Here is an 18,198-nt window from a genome sequence, read left to right as displayed (position 1 = left end):
ACTCTGGGACAGTTGACGTGGCTCTGACCAGCGGTGACCGCCTTCGAGAAGTTTCCGCCGGTGTGGGACAGAAAGACAGGGAACGGTGGCTGTGCACCAGAAGGCAGCGAAGGCCGACCCGAAGGACGAGCTGGCCGCCCGCCTGCGCCTGCTCCAGGAGCTGTCGGAGCGCGGCGTGCGGGCCCTGGCCCGGGACGCCGGCCTCAGCTCGTCGTCACTGTCGCGCTACCTCAGCGGCCAGACGTTGCCGCCCTGGCCCGCCGTGGTGGCGCTCTGCCGCCTCCTCAAACGTGACCCCCGCCCGCTGCGCCCCCTCTGGGAGCGGGCCTCCAACCCCCTGCCGGCGCCCCCGAAGACCAGCCGCCAGGTCCAGCCCCCGTCGCCACCCGCGGGAGCCCCGCGCCCGCCCCGCAACGACCTGCCGCGCGACGTGCCCGACTTCACCGGACGCGAAGCCCAGCTCGCCGCCGTGCTCGCCGGCGTGGACAGCAGCCGGGTGGTCGCCATCGACGGCATGGCGGGCGTCGGCAAGACCTGCCTGGCGGTGCACGCGGCGCACCGGCTCGGTGCCGACTACCCCGACGCGCAGCTCTACCTGGACCTGCACGGGTTCACCGCCGGACGGGAGCCGCTCGGTCCCGATCCCGCGCTGCGGGCCCTGCTCGCCGCCCTCGACGTCCCCTCGGAGAAGATCCCGCAGGAGGGCGGCATCGAGCCGCTGGCCGCCTGCTGGCGCTCCGAGCTGGCCCACCGGCGGGCCGTCGTGGTCCTCGACAACGTCGCCGACGCCGACCAGGTCCGCCCGCTGCTGCCCGGCGCCGGCCCCTCCGTGGCCCTGATCACCAGCCGCAACCGGCTGCTGGGCCTGGACGAGGTGCCCCCGGTGTCGCTGGACGTGCTGACCCCGCAGGAGAGCGCCGAGCTGCTGGCCCGCGCCAGCGGCGACCCGGGCGGGCCCGACAGCCGGCTGGCCCGCGACCCGGAGTCCGCCGCCGAGGTGGTACGGCTGTGCGGCCGGCTGCCGCTGGCCCTGCGGCTGGCCGCGGCCCGGCTGCGGCACCGGCCGGGCTGGACCGTGGGCATCCTCGTCGAGCGGATGGCGGAGGGGGCCACCGAGTTCGACACGGCGTTCGCCATGTCCGTACGGCAGCTGGACCGGACGCAGCGCCGCTTCTTCCGGTTGCTGGGTCTGATGCCCGGCGCGACCTTCGACGTGTACGTGGCGGCGGCGCTGGCGGACATACCGCTGCGCAGCGCCCGGGCGATGCTGGAGGACCTGCTCGACGCGCACCTGGTCCAGCAGCCGGCGGCCGGCCGCTACCGCCTGCACGACCTGGTGCGCCAGCACGCGCGCCGGGCCGCCGCCGAGCAGGACTCACCGGCGGACCTGGAGCAGGCGCTGGGCCGGGTGCTCGACTACTACGTGCACGCGGCGGCCGCCGGTGACGCCGCGATGTCGTACCTGTCCCCCGTCCGGGAGGTCTCCGCGGGCCGGCCCCCGGCCGAGCTGCCGCGGTTCGCCGGCAAGCACGCGGCCCTCTACTGGTTCGCCACCGAGTACACCAACCTGATGGCCGTCTTCGAGGCTGCCGTCGCGGCCGGCGCCGACGCGCACGTGTGCGAGCTGCCGCGCTTCATGCGGGCGTTCTTCGCGCGGCGCTGCGGCACGACGCACCTCAACGTCCTGTTCGAGCGGTCGCTGGTGGCCGCGCAGCGCCTGGGCGATCCGGTACAGCTGGCCGAGGCGCACAGCGACCTGGGTTTCGCCCGGTACAACGCGGGCCGGATGGCGGAGGCGGAGGCCGCGTACGAGGCGGCGGCGCCGCTGGTGTCCCAGACCGGGGACACCAGGTCGGAGGCCGAGCTGACCATGCGCCGCGGCTACCTGAGGTGGGACGAGGGCTACGTCGAGGAGCCGCTCGACCTCTTCCGGCTGGCCGGCAAGCTGTACGCGGACGCCGGCTGCCCGATGGGCACGGTCCATGCGACCGCGTACGAGGCCTGGGCGATGCTGCAGCTGGGACACCGCGAGGAGGCGGCGCGGCTGGCCCGCGCGGCGCTGGACATGCCGCACGCCGACCCCGCGTGGCCGCCCACGCTGACGGCCAGGATCACCCTCGGCGTGGCCATCGCCCCCGAGGAGCCCGGCGAGGCGCTGGAGCACCTGGAACAGGCGCTGACGCTGGCCCGCGAGGACGGCCACAAGCACAACGAGGCGTGGTGCCTCAACTGCATGGGCGTCGCGCTGCGGCAGATGGGCCGGTACGAGGAGGCGCTCGCCAGCCACCGTCAGGCGTTCACGCTGCTGGACGAGCTGTTCGAGGAGCATTGGAAGATCCATTTCCTCAACGGCTACGCCGAGACCTGCCGGCTGGCGGGCCTGCCCGAGCAGGCCCTGCGCCTGCACCGGCAGGCGCTTGAGCTGGCCCCGAAACTGGGATACCGGTACGCGGAGGCCCTGGCCCACGAGGGGATCGCCGCGGTCCTCGACGAGAGCGACCCGCCCACGGCCGCCGAACACCGCGCGGCCGGTCAGGCCATCCTTCAGGAGCTCAAACCGGAGACCTGACGCGACCAGCCGTCCCTACCCGGGCAACCGTTCACGTCAGCGTTGGAGCTCGGCCGACGAGGATGTCCGCGCGGGCGACTTGCACCTGGCGGGCCTTGCGGACGGCGTACCGCAGCACCGGGCCCAGTCTCGCGTGCACCGTCAGCACGTCCTCGACCGCGGTCCCCATGCCGTCCGCGGTCAGTCCGAACCGGTAGTCGAGCCGCACTCCGCCCGGGCTGTCCACCTCGCCCTCGATACCGTCCTCGGTGGCGCGTAACGTCACCTCGATCAGATTGTCGTACTTCGCAAAACCGAAGAAGCGGAACCGCTCCACGGCCACGAACCGCGTCTTGCCGGGCTCCCGGCGCACGTCGCGTACCGCCACCACGAGCGGCGACAAGCCGACGTAGTTCGACGGCTCGCTGAGGTGCGCGAGCACCACGGGCGGCGGGGCAGGAACGTGAAAAGCGTGGCGGAGCACGGTGCCCGGCATCGTTCACCTCACAGTCGTCGAAGGACTGCAACCGAGTATGACGCCGGGGGTGCCCCGAACCGTTCGGCGAGGCGGGCCACCGTGGCCGGGTCGACGAACGCCGCATCGGCGGATCATCAGCCCGTGGCGAGGTGGACAAGGAGGTCGAGGCCCTGGGGCGGCGCGGTCGTCATCACCGCGAGGTCTCGTGTTCTTACGACCCGGGATTGACGGGTAGCCATACCGCAACTAGCTTGGTTGCAGTATTGCGGATGTCGACCGAAGGGTGAGAGCAGTGAGCCTCAGCAGTAGGAGTGCTGTCGCGATTCATGCGCTCACGATGTTGGGTCGCTGGGATCGCTCGCTGACCTCGACCGAGATCGCCGACAGTCTGGCGAGCAATCCCGTACTCGTGCGACGCATCCTCGGCAGCCTGCGGGACGCGGGTCTGGTGTGGTCGACGGAAGGTCGCGGAGGCGGATGGTCGCTTGCTCGTCCCGCTCGTGAGATCACGCTCTACGACGCGCTTGTCGCCGTAGAGGCAGGGCCGGTCCTGTCGCGGCACGCCCATCCACCCAGCGACGCGTGCGAGGTCGGCCGCCACATGCAGACCCTCCTTGAGACGGAGTTCCGGGAGGCCGAACAGGCCATGCAGGAGCGACTGGGTCAGACGACCATCGCCCACCTGGTCCATCAGGTGCTGACCAAAGAGCGCAAACCGGCAACACAGCACCGGTAGCTGGATAACGGCGGAGAGGACGTCTCCGCCGTTTCTCTTAACCTTAACTGTAACCAATCTGGTGGCAGTCATGGCCACGCGGAGGGACGCCGAATGACAATCACATCGAGCAGAACAGGACGAACCGGTTCTGTGCCGGCACTGCTGGCTGTGTTGATGCCGGCGATGCTCGCCACGGTCGTCGCCAGTGACATGGTCAATCTGATGCTCCCCTCGATCGGTGAGGAGTTCGGGGCTTCAGAGGCCGAGCTCGCCTGGGTGGTCACCGGTTTCCTGCTGATGTTCTCGGTCGGCATCCCGTTCTACGGCCGCATCTCTGACCGGGTCAGTCTGCGGCGTCTGTTCTGCTTCGCTTTGGTGACTTACGCCGCGGGGAGCCTGATCTCCGCGCTTGCGCCGGGGCTCCTGGTGCTCGTGCTCGGACGGATCGTGATGGGGGTGGGCGCGGCCGGGTTGCCCGTGCTGTCGATCATCGCCGTCACCAGGCTGATGCCTGAGGACAAGCGAGGGATGGGGATCGGCGTCGTGTCCGCGGCCACGGGGATCGGCACCGCCGCAGGACCGGCCATCGGTGGTGGGATCGGCCAGTTTCTCGGCTGGCCCGCACTGTTCTGGATGATGCTCGTCGTCGCGCTGGCGCTGATTCCCGCGGCGTGGCGCGTGCTACCAGGCGGGCGCCCGGCCGGCGCGGGCCGCTTCGATCTTCCGGGTGGCATCCTGCTCGGGCTCGGCGCTGGGCTCATCCTGTTCGGGATCACCCGGGCACAGGCCGACGGTGTCGCGGCCCCGTCGTCCTGGGTCAGCCTCGTGGTGGCTGTGGTGGCGTTCGTACTGTTCGGCTGGCGCACGGTCCGCCTCGCGGATCCGTTCGTCCCGCCCACACTGTTCGCCGGCCCGATCTACCGGGCCGCGGTGGTCGTCGCGTTCCTGGCCATGGTCGTCAATCTGGGTGGCATGGTGTTCGTTCCGCTGCTCGTGGTCGACGTCAACGGCCTCGAGCCGGGCGCGGGTGCCCTGGTGATGGTCCCGGCCGGAGTCGCGGTCGCCGCCCTCTCACCGTTGATCGGTCGCCTCGCCGCCTATTCCGATGTCTTTCTGGCCATGGCCGTGATCGCCGTCCTCGCAGTGATCGCCGCGTTCAGGATGCGTCCAGCAGCCACATCGTCCCACCCCGATTCCCAGCCAGTTTGAGCACGATCGTCGTGTCAGGAGGCATCTCAGGTATCGGGGAGGGCCCGCGCCGCCTTTCTTCCGCCTCCTCTTCCCTATCCAACCGCCGACTGGGACCAAGCGGGAGCTGGCCGGTGGCTGCCCGTCCCGGTGATCGGGCGTGAGTTCGGCGTTGCCCCGTCGGGCAACGGCAGCCCCGCGGCACGCCGGTCCGGGGTGGGTGTCAGTCGGCCCACCGCTTCGCCGGTCAACGGGTGGGGTGCATGGCGCTCGGCAGTGACTCACCCCGGATCCGGCAGGTTAATCGACGCGAGCCTGGCCGGGGCAATCACGGTCGCGATGGCGACGATCCGGCCGTCGACGACGGTGAACGCCATGACCGAGAGCGGAGTTCCATCCTCGCGCCAGGAGACGAACCCGGGAAGGCCGTTGACGAGCACCGCTCGCCCTCTCGCGGCTGCGCCGGCGGCGACTCGAGCGGATGCGCCTTCGGCGACCTTGGTGGCGCCGAGGATGACGACCACCCCAGTGGGGGTGTCGACGGTCAGCCTCACCTCGGGGTCGAGCACGCGCAGCAACTCCTCGAAGTCGCCGCGGCGAGCCGCCGCCAGGAAGGCCTGGACCACCTCTCGCTGTTCCCGTCTGGTGGCCGTCGGCCGTTCGGTCGCCTGTACCTTCCTGCGGGCGCGGCTGGCGAGCATCTTGGCGGCGTCGGCGGACTTGCCGAGGATCTGGCCGATCTCGTCGAACGGCACCGCGAACAGGTCGTGCAGCACGAACGCCAGCCGCTCGCTCGGTCCGAGCGACTCCAGGACGACCAGGAGCGCGAGCCCGACCGAGTCGGCGAGCGCTACGTCGTCCTCCGGCGCGGGGCTGTCGTCGGCCGTCACGACGAGTTCGGGCAACCGGTCGTCGTAGGACGCCTCAGGGTGGGCCTGGCGCGATCGCAGGACGTCGAGGCTGATCCGGCCGACCACCGTGGTCAGCCAGCCGGCGAGGTTGTAGATGGTCGCCGTGTCCTGCCGGGAGAGCCGCAGCCAGGCCTCCTGGACCACGTCCTCGGCGTCGGCGTGCGATCCGAGCATGCGGTAGGCGACCGCGCGCAGCCGGTCGCGCTGGGCCTGGAACGCCTCGCCCACCGGGTCCGCCGGGCTGGTGTTGGACATGTTGTTACCTTCCTCGGATCTGCACCGTCATGGGTAATGACGGGCCCAGAGGGGCCCAGGTAACCGATGAAGGAGTACAACCGATGGAAGCACGCCTGAAGGGCCCGGCAAATCCCGACGTGATGACAGCGATCCAGCACCTCTACAAGGCGATCCACGCCAGCGGCGTGGATCCGCTCGTGCTCGGACTGGTCCACCTGCGGGCCAGCCAGATCAACGGCTGCAGTCCGTGCGTCTTTGCCGGGGTCGCGGCGGCCAAGAAGCACGGGGAGACCGACGAGCGGCTGCACAACGTGGTCGCCTGGCGCGAGACGCCCTTCTTCACCGAGGCGGAGCGGGCAGCGCTCGCGCTGACCGAGGCCGCCACCCGGATCCAAGATGGCGCGCCAGGTGTGACCGATGAGATCTGGGACGCCGCCGCGGCCCACTTCGACGAGAAGCAACTGTCCGCGATCAACCTGGAGATCGCGCTGACCAACTTCTTCAACCGTATCAACCGTACGATCCGGGAGCAGGCCGGCAAGACCTGGTGAGCCCGGCGGGACGTCATCCACTGGGAGCCGCGCCTCCCAAAGCAGGGGATGACGTCCCGCCGACCGAGATGCCGAAAGCTCGAACGAGGGCTTTTACAGAGTGGGGGATTCGCTGCGCTGTGGTTTCCGGCCCGGCCCTAGGTCGTCGCTCTGGTTAGGACGTTGATGAGGACGGCGGCAAACTCGGCGGGCTGGGACCAGTAGCCGGTGTGGTCGCCCGGGAAATCGATCACGCTCTTCCCCCAGCGGTCGGCCAAGGCGAGGCTGGGACGGTAGGCGAAGTGCTGACGGGAGTCCCGGCCTCCGGCCATCACGATCCGCTCCCGCTGGGCGTCGAGGGTCACCAGATCGGGACGATAACCGGGTGCCTGCCGTACTTCGTGATCAAGGAAGAAGCCGAGGTTGGCCGACAGGCGGTGGATCAGTTCGGGGTCGATGTCGGCCGGCCGCTGGAGCGCGTCCAGACCGATGCCGGTCATGAACATCCGCATCGCCGGTTCCACGCCGTCCCGCCGATAGGCGTCGTACACCTCCTGGAAGAACGCCCGCCACCTGGGTGCATCGGCCAGCACCTCCGCCAGGGGCGGCTCATGGGCGATCAGCCTGGTGACCAGGTCAGGGCTCTGGCTGATCAGAGCGAGTCCGATGACCGCGCCCGCGCTGCTGCCGAAGACCTGCGCCGGCCCCCTCGCAACTGCCCGTAGTAAACGACGCGCGTCGTCGACGTGGGTATCGCCCCAGGCGCTGTTGTCGAATGATCCGTTGACGGTGCTTCTGGAGAACCCGCGCCGGTCGTAGCTGATGACGGTGTAACGAGGGGCGAGTAGGTCCGCGACGGCGTCGAACAGGTCGGCGTCGCCGTTGCTTCCAGGGATCAGCAGCAGTGCCGGCCCATGTCCGCGCACCTGGTAGTGGAGGCGGGCGCCGGGCACGTCCAAGGTCTGGGTCTGCTTGACGGGCATAGCAATGATCCTTTCCTCGCTTACCTGTCGTAAGGTAAGCAAGCTACTAACCGGCCGTCAAGTAAGTTGCGCACCTCTAATTGACAGGGATTCCGAGGTGAGGCCTGGCTCCGCCCACAGGACCTGGCGGATCTTCTCCCATGGACACCTGACTCACGTGCCTTGAAGCGACACCCCCGGCTGCCGGCTCGCGTCCGAACCCAATTACCCGTCCAATGCTCGGTGACGGGCCACTAGAGAACTGCTGATCCGATTGGTGACTACCAGGCTGACAACGCGCGGGCTGTGCCGGCCTCCACCTACCCCGCAGAGCTCAGCCCCAGTGGATGCGGTCACGCGTTCACTGTGGGGATGGCGATTCCACTGGACAGCGGTTGCCTGGGGATGGGACGCCGGCTTCTCACTAGGATCCTGGGACATGGAACCCCTGCAAGGGACCCGTGGCATTCTCTACGTGATCGTATGCGCTGCGCCTGCCGCCAGCGATGTCCACCATCTGGTGCCCCTCGCCCAGGCAGCCGGGTGGCAGGTACACGTGGTCACCACGCCGATGGGGGAACGCTTCGTCAATGTCGCAGAGCTGGAACGTCTGACCGGTGACCTGGTCCGCAGCACGTACCGCATGCCGCAGGACCCCAAGGGCCTCCCTCCCGCCGACGCCGTGATCGTCGCTCCGGCCACCTTCAACACGATCAACAAGTGGGCGAACGGCATCGCCGACACCTTCGCTGTCGGGCTGCTGTGCGAGGTGATGGGGTTCGGCGTCCCGATCCTGGCCGTGCCGCTGCTGAAGGACGCGCTCGCCCGGCACCTCGCGTTCCAGCGGAGCCTGGACATGCTTCGGAAGATGGGCGTGCGGGTCCTGTTCGATCCCGCCGCCCCTCCGCAGTCCCGCATGCCATCCTGGGAACGCATCATGCAGGAGCTACACGCCGTGGTCGGGGAGCGACAGACGCAGGGGTGATGGCATGGACGCCCACAGGGAGATCGGCCGGCGGATCGCTCGGGCACGCCGTCGCCGTGGACTGTCCCAAGCGGTCCTGTCCGGTCTCGTCGGTCGTTCCGAGAGCTGGCTGAGCCAGGTGGAGCGCGGGCAGCGCGCCGTGGACAACCACACCGTGCTCAACGCCCTCGCTGACATCCTCGGCCTGCCCGTGGACGAACTCACCGTGAAGAAGACGAACTCGATGACGCGCTACCAGGCAGCATCGGCCATCCGGCAGGCGATGATGGGCTACGACGGCCTCTCCTCCCTCATCAACCCCCAGCACGCCCAAGGCTCGCCCGAGAGCGTCGTGTGGCTGCGGCACGAGATCCGCCGCGTGAACCGGCTCTACCAGGCCACCCATTACGACGAGGTCGGCAGGCGGTTGCCTCGCCTTATCGTCGCCACCGAACGGGGAAGCCGCCATGCCCCCGCCGCCCAGCGCCGGGCGTACCAGACTCTTCGCTCGCTGACCTACCACTCCGCCACCACGACCCTGCGCCGCGTGGGAGAGGCGGAACTCGCCTGGGTGGCCGCCGACCGCTCGCTGGCCGCCGCGCAAGAAGCGGACAAGCCCCTCCTCGCCGCCGTGAGCGCCTACCGGCTCGGCTACGTCCTGATACGGCTTCGCGAGACGGAACGCGCCTTGCGCCTGGTTCTCCAGGCAGCCGACGCGTTGCAGCGCGCCACCAGGCGGCCCAACCCGCGTGCCCTGCCCATCGTGGGCGCGCTCTACCTGGTCGCCGTCACGGCCGCTGCCGCTGCGTACGACCAAGCCGGGGTGCGCACCTTCCTCGCGCGCGCCCGGCAGATCGCCGACTCTCTCGGCGAAGACCGCAACGACTTCTGGACCGCCTTCGGCACGACCAACGTGACCATTCACGAGATCTCGGCGGCCGTCGAGTTCGGCGACACCCGACAGGCGATCGGCAGGGGCGAAACCCTCAATCTGGCACGCCTCTCTGACGGCCTGGTAGGACGCCGCGCGCAGGTTCACCTGGACCTCGCCCGTGCCTACGCCTTGCAGCGCAAGGATGCCGCGTCGGTCAACATGCTCGTCGAAGCCGAACAGCTCTCGCCCGAACTCGTTCGCTATGGTGGCCGTCCCCGCGAGTTGCTGACTCAGTTGCTCAAGCGGGAGCACCGTGCCAGTACCCCGCAGCTTCGCGGGCTGGCTCACCGGGCGGGCATCGTCTGACCCGCACTTTTGTGCGGCTCCTTGACCTTCACCACCGTGCGGGTTCCGCCGTTGACCCGCACCTACGGTTCCTCCTGCGTGGCGTGACCCGAGGCCACGTCCCCCAACAGGAGGGAACCTCACATGCGGCACGAACCGACAAACGCGTGGAATCGGTGCGCCTGCTGCCCCGAACCCCGTCAACCGATCGACCTCGGCCCGGTCCGGCCCCTGTCGGCGCTGGAAACCGCTGACGAACTCCGTGCAGCCTTGGCGCGCATGGGGATCCCCGCCGACGTCCAGGAAGGGCGCGGCCTCGCGCTGGTGTCGGTGTGGACCGGGCTCGTGGTGTGGACAGACGGCCTCTGGTACCGATGGTGGACGGGGCGCCGCTCCCAGACGGGCCGCTGGCTCTACGCACATCATTCCGCGTTCGAGCCAGAGCGGGCCGCACGCAGGATCGCTGCTCGATACGCCGAACTCCGCGAAGCACCGAGCATCGTGGCCGCAGGTGTGTCATGACAGTTGGCGAAGGCTGCCTGAGTCCGCACGTACCCATGGCTCAACGTGGTCACGCCCGGCTCGCATGGTTGGAACCATGTGGTGCCTTGGATCGCGTCCGCACCGTGGCGTGGACGTGCACATGCATGGCTGTGTTCTACGAACTGCGCGAGGGCGGCGGTCAGACCCTCATCCGCCGCACCCTGCAGGCCGAAGCCGGCGACGTGGTTCACGAGACCCACCAGTGCTCGATCGTTGAAGCTCGCGCGATCTGGGCGGCACTGCTGTCAGGCCAAGCCCGGTAGACGGGCACGGCGGTTGGGATCGCGCCGGATACCGTCCCGTCGCCGTGTCGCGCCCTGTGGTCGTCGCGTCCCACGGCAGCCGAACAACGCGGTATCGGGGGGCGGGAGTACGGACCGCGGTGCCGCGACGCGGGTTCGATGGGGCCCGATCCAGCAGGCCAGCCCGGTAGTCAGGCAAGGGGTAGGCGTCCTGGCGAGCGCAGCGAACGGGGTTTTCGGGTGGGCTCCAGCAGGTCAGACCGGTAATCGGGTCACGGGTGGGCGATGGCGCCGCAAGGCGCGGGGGTTGCGCCGCCAGGCGCCTGAATAAGGAACGCCTGAGCCCCGAGCGCGAAGCGCTCTCAGCGAAGACTTTTTGCTCGGGGCGGGGTCCAGCAGGCTGACCACCCAGATGGGCAACGGGTGGGTGAGCGCAGGCCCACCTACGAGTCGGAGGAGAGGATCAGGCCGCTGGTGGGTACGCCGGTGCCGGCGGTTACCAGGACGTTTCGGACGGCTGGGAGTTGGTTGGCGGCTGTGCCTCGGATCTGGCGGACGGCTTCCGCGATGCCGTTCATGCCGTGGATGTAGGCCTCCCCCAGTTGGCCTCCGTGGGGGTTCACGGGCAGGCGGCCGTCCAGTTCGATCGTGCCGTCCCGGAGGAAGTCAGGGGCCTCGCCTCGGGCGCAGAAGCCGAGCTCTTCCAGTTGGGCCAGGACGAATGGGGTGAAGTGGTCGTACAGGATTGCGGTCTGGATGTCTTTTGGCGATAAGCCGGACATGTCCCAGAGCTGGCGGGCTACCACGGCGATCTCGGGGAGGCCGGTCATGTCGTCGCGGTAGTAGCTGGTCATCATCATCTGGCCCGATCCCGCACCCTGGGCCGCAGCCGTGATCAGGGCGGGTGATCTGCGGAGGTCACGGGCGCGTTCGGCCGAGGTGACCACCAGTGCCACGCCGCCGTCGCTCTCCTGGCAGCAGTCGAGCAGGTGCAGCGGCTCGACGATCCACCTGGACGCCTGGTGCTCCTCCAACGTGATCGGGCGCCGGTAGAACCAGGCGGCGGGGTTGGTGGCGGCGTGGCGGCGCATGGCGACCGCCACCCGGCCGAAGTCCTCCGAGGTCGCGCCGTACGTGTGCATGTACCGGCGGGCGAACATCGCCACCCAGGCCGCCGGCGTCATCAGCCCGTACGGCACGTGCCAGCTCATCTCCAGCCCTTGGGAGGTGGGCTCGCCGGTCAGGCGGCTGTTCGGCTGGCCGAAGCGGCGGCCGGAGCGTTCGTTGAAGGCGCGGTAGCAGACGACCGTCCGCGCCATCCCCGTGGCCACCGCCATGGCCGCGTGCGCCACGGTCCCGCAGGCCGCGCCGCCGCCGTACTCGACCCGCGAGAAGAACGTCAGGTCCCCGATCCCCGCCTCCCTGGCGACGGCGATCTCCTGGTTGGAGTCCTGGGTGTAGGTCACCATGCCGTCCACGTCGCCGGGTGAGAGCCCGGCGTCGTCCAGCGCCGCCAGTACGGCCTCCGCCGCCAGCCGCAGCTCCGAACGCCCCGACTTCTTGCTGAACTCGGTGGCACCGATGCCCGCGACGGCAGTACGCCCGCTCAACACGGCTTTCCCTCCTCGGCCAGGGCGAAGGTGACGGTCCCGGTGGCGTGGTCGCCCAGGCTCACCTTGCCGCGTACCTCGACCGTCAACCGGCCCTCCTCACGCGACACGACCGTCCCGTTGAAGCACAGCCGGTCCCCCGCGTACGCCGGGACTCCCAGCTTGACGGCGACCCGCTCGATGACGGCCTCGGGCCCGGCCCAGTCGGTGACGTACCGCTCGACCAGGCCCATGGTGGTCAGGATGTTGAGGAAGATGTCCTTCGAACCCTGGGCGCGGGCCTTGTCGACGTCGTGGTGCACCGGCGTGAAGTCCATGGTGGCCAGCGCCGTGGAGACGACGAAGGTGGGGGTGAGGTCGATGGCCAGCTCCGGCAGCGCGGACCCGATCCCGGTACGCATCACGCGTCCTCCTTCGAAGGAGCCCACATCGGCAGGACGAGCTGGTCGTCCATCGGCCGGTACGTCACCCGCAACGGCATGCCGACGACCACCTCCTCGATCGGACAGTCCACGACGTTGCCGACGATCCGTACACCCTCGGGCAGCTCCACCACGCCGACGACGAACGGCGTCTCCCGGCCCGGCACCGGCGGGTGGTGGTGCACGACGTAGCTGTAGAGGGTTCCGTGGCCGCTCGCGACCAGGTGGGAGCTGTTGGCCGAGCGGCATTGCGGGCACAGGGGGCCGGGCGGGTGGCGGTGGTGGCCGCAGTCGGCGCAGGTCTGGATGCGCAGTTCCCCTTGCCGTACGCCTTCCCAGAAGAACGCGGTGTCCTGGTTGATCGCCGGTTGGAGCGGGTACGCCGGCCGGTCGGCGGCGGGAGCCGCCTTGGTGCGTGGGCGAAATTTCAGGACTCGGAAGAGCATTTCGGCGACCGGCTCGTCGTCCTCGCCGTACCAGGTGACCTTCCAGGTGGCGAAGAAGCCCACCCCCAGCGCCGTCCGCTTGGGCCCGGCCAGGTCCGAGAACCGGGTGGCCGGGGTGAGCCGCTCGCCGACCCGCGCGTACCGGTGGTAGGTCTGCTCGCAGTTCGTCGCCACGACGCCCGTGTAGCCGCTCGCGTCGAGCGCGGCCATCATGTCGTCCACCGCCGAACGGTCCTTCGCCGACCGGCGCACCCCCGGCATCGTCCACACCTGGGCCATCGCGGGCGGGGCGACCCCTTTCTCCAGGTACGCCGGGTTCTCGTCGCCCATGGCGTCCAGCCAGTGCCGGATCATGGGGCCGTTCACCGGGTCCTGCGCCGGGGTCCCGCGCACCTCCCCCAGCGCCGCCTGCTTGCCCGCGAGCTCGTGCAGCTCCTCGTCACTCAGGGGAGGGGTCATCGCGGCGGCCTCGGCAGGTTCAGGCCGAGCATGGCGATCAGCTCCCGCTGCACCTCGTTCACCCCGCCGCCGAACGTCAGCACCACCGCCCCCTTCACCCCGTGATCGGTACGTTCGAGCAGCTCGGCCGTCTCCGGATCCGACGGGTCCCCGTACCTGGCCAGGATGTCGCCGACGATCCTGCCGACCTCCTGCATGCGCTCGGAGCCGTAGATCTTGGTGGCCGACGCGTCGGGGGCGCCGAGCCAGCCGAGGTCCATGTTCGCGGCGACCTGCCAGTTCAGGAGCTCGTTGGTGCGGAAGAAGCTCCACACCCTGGCCAGCGCCCGCCGTACGTCCGGATTGTCCGCCACCCCGGTGCGGCGGGCCCAGGCGAGGAAGCGGTCGTAGGTCTGGCCGAGGTTCCCGGCCGGGCCGAGGGTGACGCGTTCGTGGTTGAGCTGGTTGACGATCAGGTCCCAGCCCCGGTCCACCTCGCCGACCACCATGTCCACGGGCACGCGTACGTCGCTGTAGTAGGTCGCGTTCGTGTGGTGGCGGCCGTCCATGGTGACGATCGGCGTCCAGGAGAAGCCGGGGTCGTCCGTGGAGGCGATCATCATGGTGATGCCCTTGTGCTTCTTGGCCTCGGGGTTCGTGCGGGCGGCCAGCCAGATGTACTGGGCGTAGTGCGCGCCGCTGGTGAAGACCTTCTGGCCGTTGACGACGTAGTGGTCGCCGTCGAGCACCGCCGTGGTGCGCAGGGAGGCCAGGTCGGTGCCGGCCTCGGGCTCGCTGTAGCCGATGGCGAAGTGGCACTCGCCGGCGAGGATGCGGGGCAGGAAGAGGTCCTTCTGCTCCTGGGTGCCGTACTGCATGAGCGTGGGCCCCACGGTCTGCAGCGTGATGATCGGGTACGGAACGCCCGCCCGGGCTATCTCGTTGGCGAAGATCTGCTGCTCCAGGGGGCCGTAGCCGCCTCCCCCGTACTCCTTGGGCCAGCCGAGGCCGAGCTTGCCGTCGCGGCCGAGGCGGCGGCAGTGCTCCATGTACGCCCCGCCGAACGGATCTTCCGCGATCTTCCTGCGGTCCTCGTCGGTGAGACAGCCCTGGAAGTACTCGCGCAGCTCGTCGCGCAGGGCGCGCTGGGCTGGGGTCAGGTCGATCAGCATCAGAGGAGCGCTCCGATCAGGTCGAGCTGGGCGTCGGCGCCGCCGAGCAGGTGGGACAGGTGCTTGGCCTGCGCGAAATAGCGGTGCAGCGGGTACGTGACGTCCAGCCCGAGGCCGCCGTGCAGGTGCTGGCAGGTGTAGAGGGCCTTCCAGGCCTCGCTGACGTGGTACGCGGCCAGCGCCAGGTCCTCGTCGGCCGGCAGGCCCTCGGCCAGGCGCCAGACCGCCGACCACATGGCCACGTCCAGGGCCCGCGCGGCGATGTAGACGTCCGCGATCTGCATGGTCACGGCCTGGAACTCGGCCAGCGCCCGGCCGAACTGCTTCCTCGTCCTGATGTACTCGGTGGTCAGCTCCAGCGCGCCCGCCAGCACGCCGCTCGCCTGGGCCGCCACGGCCGCCATGAACAGCCGCCGGGCCCCGGTGACCGCGTCGGTCCCCGCGACCCGCTCGGCCGGGGTTCCGTCGAGCACGATCGTGGCGGCGGGCTCGCCGGTGGAGGTGTACTCGGGGGTCGTGGCCGGTGACTCCACCAGGAACAGGCCCTCGTCGGCGGTGACGAGCACCATGTCGCCGGGGTACGGCACCGAGACCTTGCGCCCGGTCAGCGTCCAGCCGCCGTCCACGGCCCGGGCGGCCGTCGAAGGCGGGTCGGCCGGCGCTCTGCCGGGCTCGCGGAGCGCGAGGGTCATCCCGTTCTCGCGGCGTTGCTGGTCAAGGGTGCCATAGCGGGCCAGGGTCAGCGTGCTCACCAGCGCGGGCAGTGCGGGCACCGGCGCCGCCCGCGCTCCCACCTCCCGCAGCACCACGGCCATCTCCACGGGCCCGAGCCCGGCTCCCCCGGCCTCCTCCGGCACGCACACGCTCATGAGCCCGGCCTGCCGCAGCCGCTCCTCGTCCCCTTCCCTAGCGAGCACCTCGGCTGCCAGCTTCCGCAGGTCCTGCTGGGTTTCGTCCAGGTTGAAGTCCATTCACGTCTCCAAGAGGTGTTGCCTGCCGTGCCGTACGAACTCCTCCTCGATCCCCTTGACGTCCGAGTCGGTCAGCGGCCGGAGCCCGGAGCCCGACCGCAACCAGACCGGGTCTGCGGTACGCCAGCCCTCGCGGGCGAGGACCCGCTTGATGACTTTGTGGGAGGGCGTCTGGGGCAAGTGATCAGAAAGGCGGATATATCGGGGTAAGGACTTGGCACCCAGATCGCGGCGCACCGCCAGGAAGGCCGTGAACGCCTCCGGGTCGAAGGCCCCCTCCAGCACCAGCGCCGCCATGACCTGGTCGCCCGCCGCCGGGTCGGGCACCGGGTAGACGGCCGCCTCGACCACCCCCGCGAACTCCCTCAGCGCCGCCTCGATGGGCGCGACCGCCAGGTTCTCGCCATCCACGCGCAGGCGTTCGGTGCCACGGCCCGCGAAGAACACGTAGCCGTCCCCGTCCGCGTACGCCAGGTCGCCCGACCAGAACGCGCCGTCCCTGATCCGCTCGGCGTCCGCCTCGGGGTCGTTGTAGTAGCCGTCGAACAGCCCCAGCCCGCGCACGTTGACCAGTTCGCCGACGGCTTCGTCCGGGTTGAGCAGGCGGCCGTCCTCGATGCGGCCCGGCGGGCAGGGACGGCCGGTGAAGGGGTCGAGGATCAGGACGCCCTCGGGCAGCCGCCCCAGGCATCCAGGCGGCCCGGACGGGTCGGGGGTGAGCGAGATGGCCGTCTCCGTGGAGCCGAAGGCGTCGATCACCCGGCACCCGAACCGCTCCCCGAACCTCCTCGTCGCCACCGCGCTGCCCTCGTTCCCGAACGCGATCCTGAGCGGGTTGTCGGCGTCGTCGGGGCGCTCGGGGGTGGCCAGGACGTAGGAGAGCGCTTTGCCCACGTAGTGCAGGTACGTGGCGCCGTACCGTCTGATGTCGGGCAGCAGCCCCGACGCCGAGAACCGCCGCCGCAGCGCCAGCGCCGCCCCCGACACCACGGCCGGGGCGTAGGCGGCCATCAGCGCGCCGGAGTGGAACAGCGGCATCGAGCAGTACACGACGTCGGACGGGGTGAGCAGCGCCCCCAGGCTCAACCCGGGGACGGCCATCTTGCGCTGCGTGATCCGCACGGCGCGCGGGCGGCCGGAGGTGCCCGAGGTGAAGATCAGCATCACGAGATCCTCGGGCGCGGCGTCCTCGCCGAACGCGGCGTCCGTGGGAGACGACGAGGCGTCCGGCAGGGGCAGCACCTCCACCCCCAGCGCCTCGGACAGCGGCCCGGACAGCCCCGCGTAGGGGGTGTCCGCCAGAATCAGGTCCACGTCCGTGGCGCGGGCGTCGCGGATCAGCTCGTCGAGCGAGCGGGTCGGGTTCAGCGCGACGACCACGTGCCCGGACAGCGCCGCTCCGCCCACGATGAACACCAGCCCTGGAACGTTCTCGCTGAGCACCCCCACGTGCAACCCCGCGCCGCGCCCGGACAGCCAGGCCCCGGCGGCGCGGCAGGCAGCCACGTGCTCGCGCCATGACCACGTCGTGTCCTCGAACATCAGCCCAGGTCGATCGTCGTCGGCCCGTGCACGGAGCAGGGCCGCCAGCGTGTTCGCCGCCATCCGGAGTCTCCACCAAGCGCTCGGTCAGCCGAATCGCAAACTAGAACAGATTCTAATATCTGTCCAGTGCCCACCTATCCTGATAAGTCGCGACATACGGCTGTAACGCCACAGACATGGGCCTATAGGGCTTCTTTGTGACCCGCGAGTAACAAGCCACGTCATCGAGAAATCAGATAACGTGTTCTTATGCGTACCACGCACGCCGCGCCCTCCAGCGACACCGAGGGGACCATGGAGAGCCACCCCACGCCGGGCACGCACAGCGTCCGTACGCGTAGCCAGCACCAACGCCGCAAGCGCATCGTCCAGGCCGCCGCCGCGCTGGCCTCGCGCGGCGGGGTCGAAGCCATGCAGATGCGCACGGTGGCCGAGCGCGCGGGCGTGGCGCTTGGCACGCTCTATCGCTACTTCCCGTCCAAGATGGACCTGGTGGTGGCGGTGGTGGGCGAGGAGATCGACCTCCTCGAGAGCAGCATCGAGCGGCGTCCGCCCGGGGCCACCACCCCGTCGAGCCGCGCGGTGGACGTGCTGATGCGGGCGACCCGGGGGCTGATGCGCGAGCCGGAGCTGGCCGACGCGCTCATCCGCTCGTTGATCATGGCTGAGGTGCAGACGCCGTTCGGGGAGCGCATCACGGGGCTGCTGCTGCGGGTCTCGGCCGACGGCCTGACCCTCGAGGACGCCACCGAGGAGCAGGCCGACCTCGCGGGGTCGCTGGCCAGCGTGTGGGTGCAGGAGCTCCTCGAGATGCTCCGCGGCCGCCGCACCTACGACCAGATCCAGCGGCGCATCGAAACCGCCGCCGCCAGACTTCTCGCCGACATCTGACCCGTCGCCCGCCGCACTTCGGCAGAAAAGCAAACCCATACGTTACGGCTGCGCACGGGCAGGCCACCCGCCGCACTTCGGTTGACGGAGCGGCGAGCCTGGGGCGGAGAGCGGCAGCTTGCGTGACCAGCGGAGCCCCGTGCGAGCGCGACCATGAGCAGAG

18 protein-coding genes are annotated in these 18,198 nt (G+C 70.0%); 9 read left to right on the top strand and 9 right to left on the bottom strand.

Annotated elements, in window-relative coordinates; all coding sequences use genetic code 11:
* Positions 1–91 precede the first annotated feature (91 nt).
* A complete protein-coding gene (locus tag ACIHFD_RS41140) occupies positions 92–2,569 on the top strand; it encodes a tetratricopeptide repeat protein (RefSeq protein WP_397371533.1) in 2,478 nt (825 codons plus the stop codon).
* Positions 2,570–2,600: 31 nt separating this feature from the next.
* On the opposite strand, the gene ACIHFD_RS41135 is transcribed toward ACIHFD_RS41140, so the two are convergent.
* Positions 2,601–3,044 carry an SRPBCC family protein gene (locus tag ACIHFD_RS41135; protein ID WP_397371532.1) on the bottom strand — a complete coding sequence of 148 codons (444 nt, stop codon included), beginning with the start codon at positions 3,042–3,044 and terminating at the stop codon, positions 2,601–2,603.
* A gap of 274 nt (positions 3,045–3,318) precedes the next feature.
* On the opposite strand from ACIHFD_RS41135, the gene ACIHFD_RS41130 reads away from it, so the two are divergent.
* Together ACIHFD_RS41130 and ACIHFD_RS41125 are read left to right on the top strand one after the other, a co-directional pair.
* Positions 3,319–3,762: an Rrf2 family transcriptional regulator gene (locus ACIHFD_RS41130; RefSeq protein ID WP_397371531.1), complete on the top strand. Its 444-nt coding sequence runs from the start codon at positions 3,319–3,321 to the stop codon at positions 3,760–3,762.
* Positions 3,763–3,894: 132 nt separating this feature from the next.
* Positions 3,895–4,953, top strand: a complete 1,059-nt coding sequence (locus ACIHFD_RS41125; RefSeq protein WP_397371530.1) for an MFS transporter — start codon at positions 3,895–3,897, stop codon at positions 4,951–4,953.
* Between the two features lie 260 nt (positions 4,954–5,213).
* On the opposite strand, the gene ACIHFD_RS41120 is transcribed toward ACIHFD_RS41125, so the two are convergent.
* Positions 5,214–6,098, bottom strand: a complete 885-nt coding sequence (locus ACIHFD_RS41120; RefSeq protein WP_397371529.1) for a sigma-70 family RNA polymerase sigma factor — start codon at positions 6,096–6,098, stop codon at positions 5,214–5,216.
* A gap of 83 nt (positions 6,099–6,181) precedes the next feature.
* On the opposite strand from ACIHFD_RS41120, the gene ACIHFD_RS41115 reads away from it, so the two are divergent.
* Positions 6,182–6,631 carry a carboxymuconolactone decarboxylase family protein gene (locus ACIHFD_RS41115; protein ID WP_397371528.1) on the top strand — a complete coding sequence of 150 codons (450 nt, stop codon included), beginning with the start codon at positions 6,182–6,184 and terminating at the stop codon, positions 6,629–6,631.
* A 137-nt stretch (positions 6,632–6,768) separates the two neighbouring features.
* Here ACIHFD_RS41115 and ACIHFD_RS41110 read toward each other — a convergent pair whose 3' ends face one another.
* A complete protein-coding gene (locus ACIHFD_RS41110) occupies positions 6,769–7,593 on the bottom strand; it encodes an alpha/beta fold hydrolase (RefSeq protein WP_397371527.1) in 825 nt (274 codons plus the stop codon).
* A 418-nt stretch (positions 7,594–8,011) separates the two neighbouring features.
* Between ACIHFD_RS41110 and ACIHFD_RS41105 the strand changes: the two genes are divergently transcribed.
* From ACIHFD_RS41105 to ACIHFD_RS41090, 4 genes are all read left to right on the top strand, one after another.
* On the top strand, positions 8,012–8,557 hold the full coding sequence (locus ACIHFD_RS41105; protein ID WP_397371526.1) for a flavoprotein: 546 nt from the start codon (positions 8,012–8,014) through the stop codon (positions 8,555–8,557).
* Between the two features lie 4 nt (positions 8,558–8,561).
* Positions 8,562–9,776: a helix-turn-helix domain-containing protein gene (locus tag ACIHFD_RS41100; RefSeq protein ID WP_397371525.1), complete on the top strand. Its 1,215-nt coding sequence runs from the start codon at positions 8,562–8,564 to the stop codon at positions 9,774–9,776.
* Between the two features lie 258 nt (positions 9,777–10,034).
* Complete coding sequence (locus ACIHFD_RS41095; protein WP_397371524.1) at positions 10,035–10,277, top strand: hypothetical protein; 243 nt, start codon at positions 10,035–10,037, stop codon at positions 10,275–10,277.
* Between the two features lie 125 nt (positions 10,278–10,402).
* Positions 10,403–10,561: a hypothetical protein gene (locus tag ACIHFD_RS41090; protein WP_397371523.1), complete on the top strand. Its 159-nt coding sequence runs from the start codon at positions 10,403–10,405 to the stop codon at positions 10,559–10,561.
* A gap of 422 nt (positions 10,562–10,983) precedes the next feature.
* Here ACIHFD_RS41090 and ACIHFD_RS41085 read toward each other — a convergent pair whose 3' ends face one another.
* Genes ACIHFD_RS41085 through ACIHFD_RS41060 form a run of 6 tightly spaced genes read right to left on the bottom strand, consistent with a single transcriptional unit; the run spans position 10,984 to position 17,204 of the window.
* A complete protein-coding gene (locus ACIHFD_RS41085; RefSeq protein ID WP_355205271.1) occupies positions 10,984–12,150 on the bottom strand; it encodes a lipid-transfer protein in 1,167 nt (388 codons plus the stop codon).
* Positions 12,147–12,551, bottom strand: a complete 405-nt coding sequence (locus ACIHFD_RS41080; RefSeq protein WP_397371522.1) for a MaoC family dehydratase — start codon at positions 12,549–12,551, stop codon at positions 12,147–12,149. Before ACIHFD_RS41080 ends, ACIHFD_RS41085 begins: the two co-directional genes overlap by 4 nt.
* Positions 12,551–13,477 (bottom strand): bifunctional MaoC family dehydratase N-terminal/OB-fold nucleic acid binding domain-containing protein, encoded by a 927-nt coding sequence (locus tag ACIHFD_RS41075; RefSeq protein WP_397371521.1) that lies wholly within the window; start codon positions 13,475–13,477, stop codon positions 12,551–12,553. The genes ACIHFD_RS41080 and ACIHFD_RS41075 overlap by 1 nt, the downstream gene beginning before the upstream one ends.
* Positions 13,474–14,628 (bottom strand): acyl-CoA dehydrogenase family protein, encoded by a 1,155-nt coding sequence (locus ACIHFD_RS41070; protein WP_397371520.1) that lies wholly within the window; start codon positions 14,626–14,628, stop codon positions 13,474–13,476. The genes ACIHFD_RS41075 and ACIHFD_RS41070 overlap by 4 nt, the downstream gene beginning before the upstream one ends.
* Positions 14,628–15,599, bottom strand: coding sequence for an acyl-CoA dehydrogenase family protein (locus ACIHFD_RS41065; RefSeq protein WP_397371519.1), 972 nt, complete (start codon positions 15,597–15,599; stop codon positions 14,628–14,630). The genes ACIHFD_RS41070 and ACIHFD_RS41065 overlap by 1 nt, the downstream gene beginning before the upstream one ends.
* Complete coding sequence (locus tag ACIHFD_RS41060; RefSeq protein ID WP_397371518.1) at positions 15,600–17,204, bottom strand: AMP-binding protein; 1,605 nt, start codon at positions 17,202–17,204, stop codon at positions 15,600–15,602. It abuts the gene before it with no gap.
* A gap of 234 nt (positions 17,205–17,438) precedes the next feature.
* Here ACIHFD_RS41060 and ACIHFD_RS41055 point away from each other — a divergent pair, with 234 nt between their 5' ends.
* The gene (locus ACIHFD_RS41055; RefSeq protein WP_350729801.1) at positions 17,439–18,035 is read left to right on the top strand and encodes a TetR family transcriptional regulator; all 597 of its coding nucleotides are present in this window, start codon (positions 17,439–17,441) and stop codon (positions 18,033–18,035) included.
* Positions 18,036–18,198 lie beyond the last annotated feature (163 nt).

The sequence above is a fragment of the Nonomuraea sp. NPDC051941 genome, from assembly GCF_044593615.1.
This window is presented reverse-complemented; position numbering and strand designations above follow the sequence as displayed.

What these genes read in the sequence shown, in the direction of transcription:
- ACIHFD_RS41075 (WP_397371521.1), bottom strand. Translation starts at nt 13,477, where the DNA reads ATGACCCCTCCCCTGAGTGACGAGGAGCTGCACGAGCTCGCGGGCAAG.
- ACIHFD_RS41105 (WP_397371526.1), top strand. Translation starts at nt 8,012, where the DNA reads ATGGAACCCCTGCAAGGGACCCGTGGCATTCTCTACGTGATCGTATGC.
- ACIHFD_RS41095 (WP_397371524.1), top strand. Translation starts at nt 10,035, where the DNA reads ATGGGGATCCCCGCCGACGTCCAGGAAGGGCGCGGCCTCGCGCTGGTG.
- ACIHFD_RS41120 (WP_397371529.1), bottom strand. Translation starts at nt 6,098, where the DNA reads ATGTCCAACACCAGCCCGGCGGACCCGGTGGGCGAGGCGTTCCAGGCC.
- ACIHFD_RS41070 (WP_397371520.1), bottom strand. Translation starts at nt 14,628, where the DNA reads ATGCTGATCGACCTGACCCCAGCCCAGCGCGCCCTGCGCGACGAGCTG.
- ACIHFD_RS41090 (WP_397371523.1), top strand. Translation starts at nt 10,403, where the DNA reads ATGGCTGTGTTCTACGAACTGCGCGAGGGCGGCGGTCAGACCCTCATC.
- ACIHFD_RS41055 (WP_350729801.1), top strand. Translation starts at nt 17,439, where the DNA reads ATGGAGAGCCACCCCACGCCGGGCACGCACAGCGTCCGTACGCGTAGC.
- ACIHFD_RS41115 (WP_397371528.1), top strand. Translation starts at nt 6,182, where the DNA reads ATGGAAGCACGCCTGAAGGGCCCGGCAAATCCCGACGTGATGACAGCG.
- ACIHFD_RS41100 (WP_397371525.1), top strand. Translation starts at nt 8,562, where the DNA reads ATGGACGCCCACAGGGAGATCGGCCGGCGGATCGCTCGGGCACGCCGT.
- ACIHFD_RS41080 (WP_397371522.1), bottom strand. Translation starts at nt 12,551, where the DNA reads ATGCGTACCGGGATCGGGTCCGCGCTGCCGGAGCTGGCCATCGACCTC.
- ACIHFD_RS41065 (WP_397371519.1), bottom strand. Translation starts at nt 15,599, where the DNA reads ATGGACTTCAACCTGGACGAAACCCAGCAGGACCTGCGGAAGCTGGCA.
- ACIHFD_RS41110 (WP_397371527.1), bottom strand. Translation starts at nt 7,593, where the DNA reads ATGCCCGTCAAGCAGACCCAGACCTTGGACGTGCCCGGCGCCCGCCTC.
- ACIHFD_RS41060 (WP_397371518.1), bottom strand. Translation starts at nt 17,204, where the DNA reads ATGGCGGCGAACACGCTGGCGGCCCTGCTCCGTGCACGGGCCGACGAC.
- ACIHFD_RS41135 (WP_397371532.1), bottom strand. Translation starts at nt 3,044, where the DNA reads ATGCCGGGCACCGTGCTCCGCCACGCTTTTCACGTTCCTGCCCCGCCG.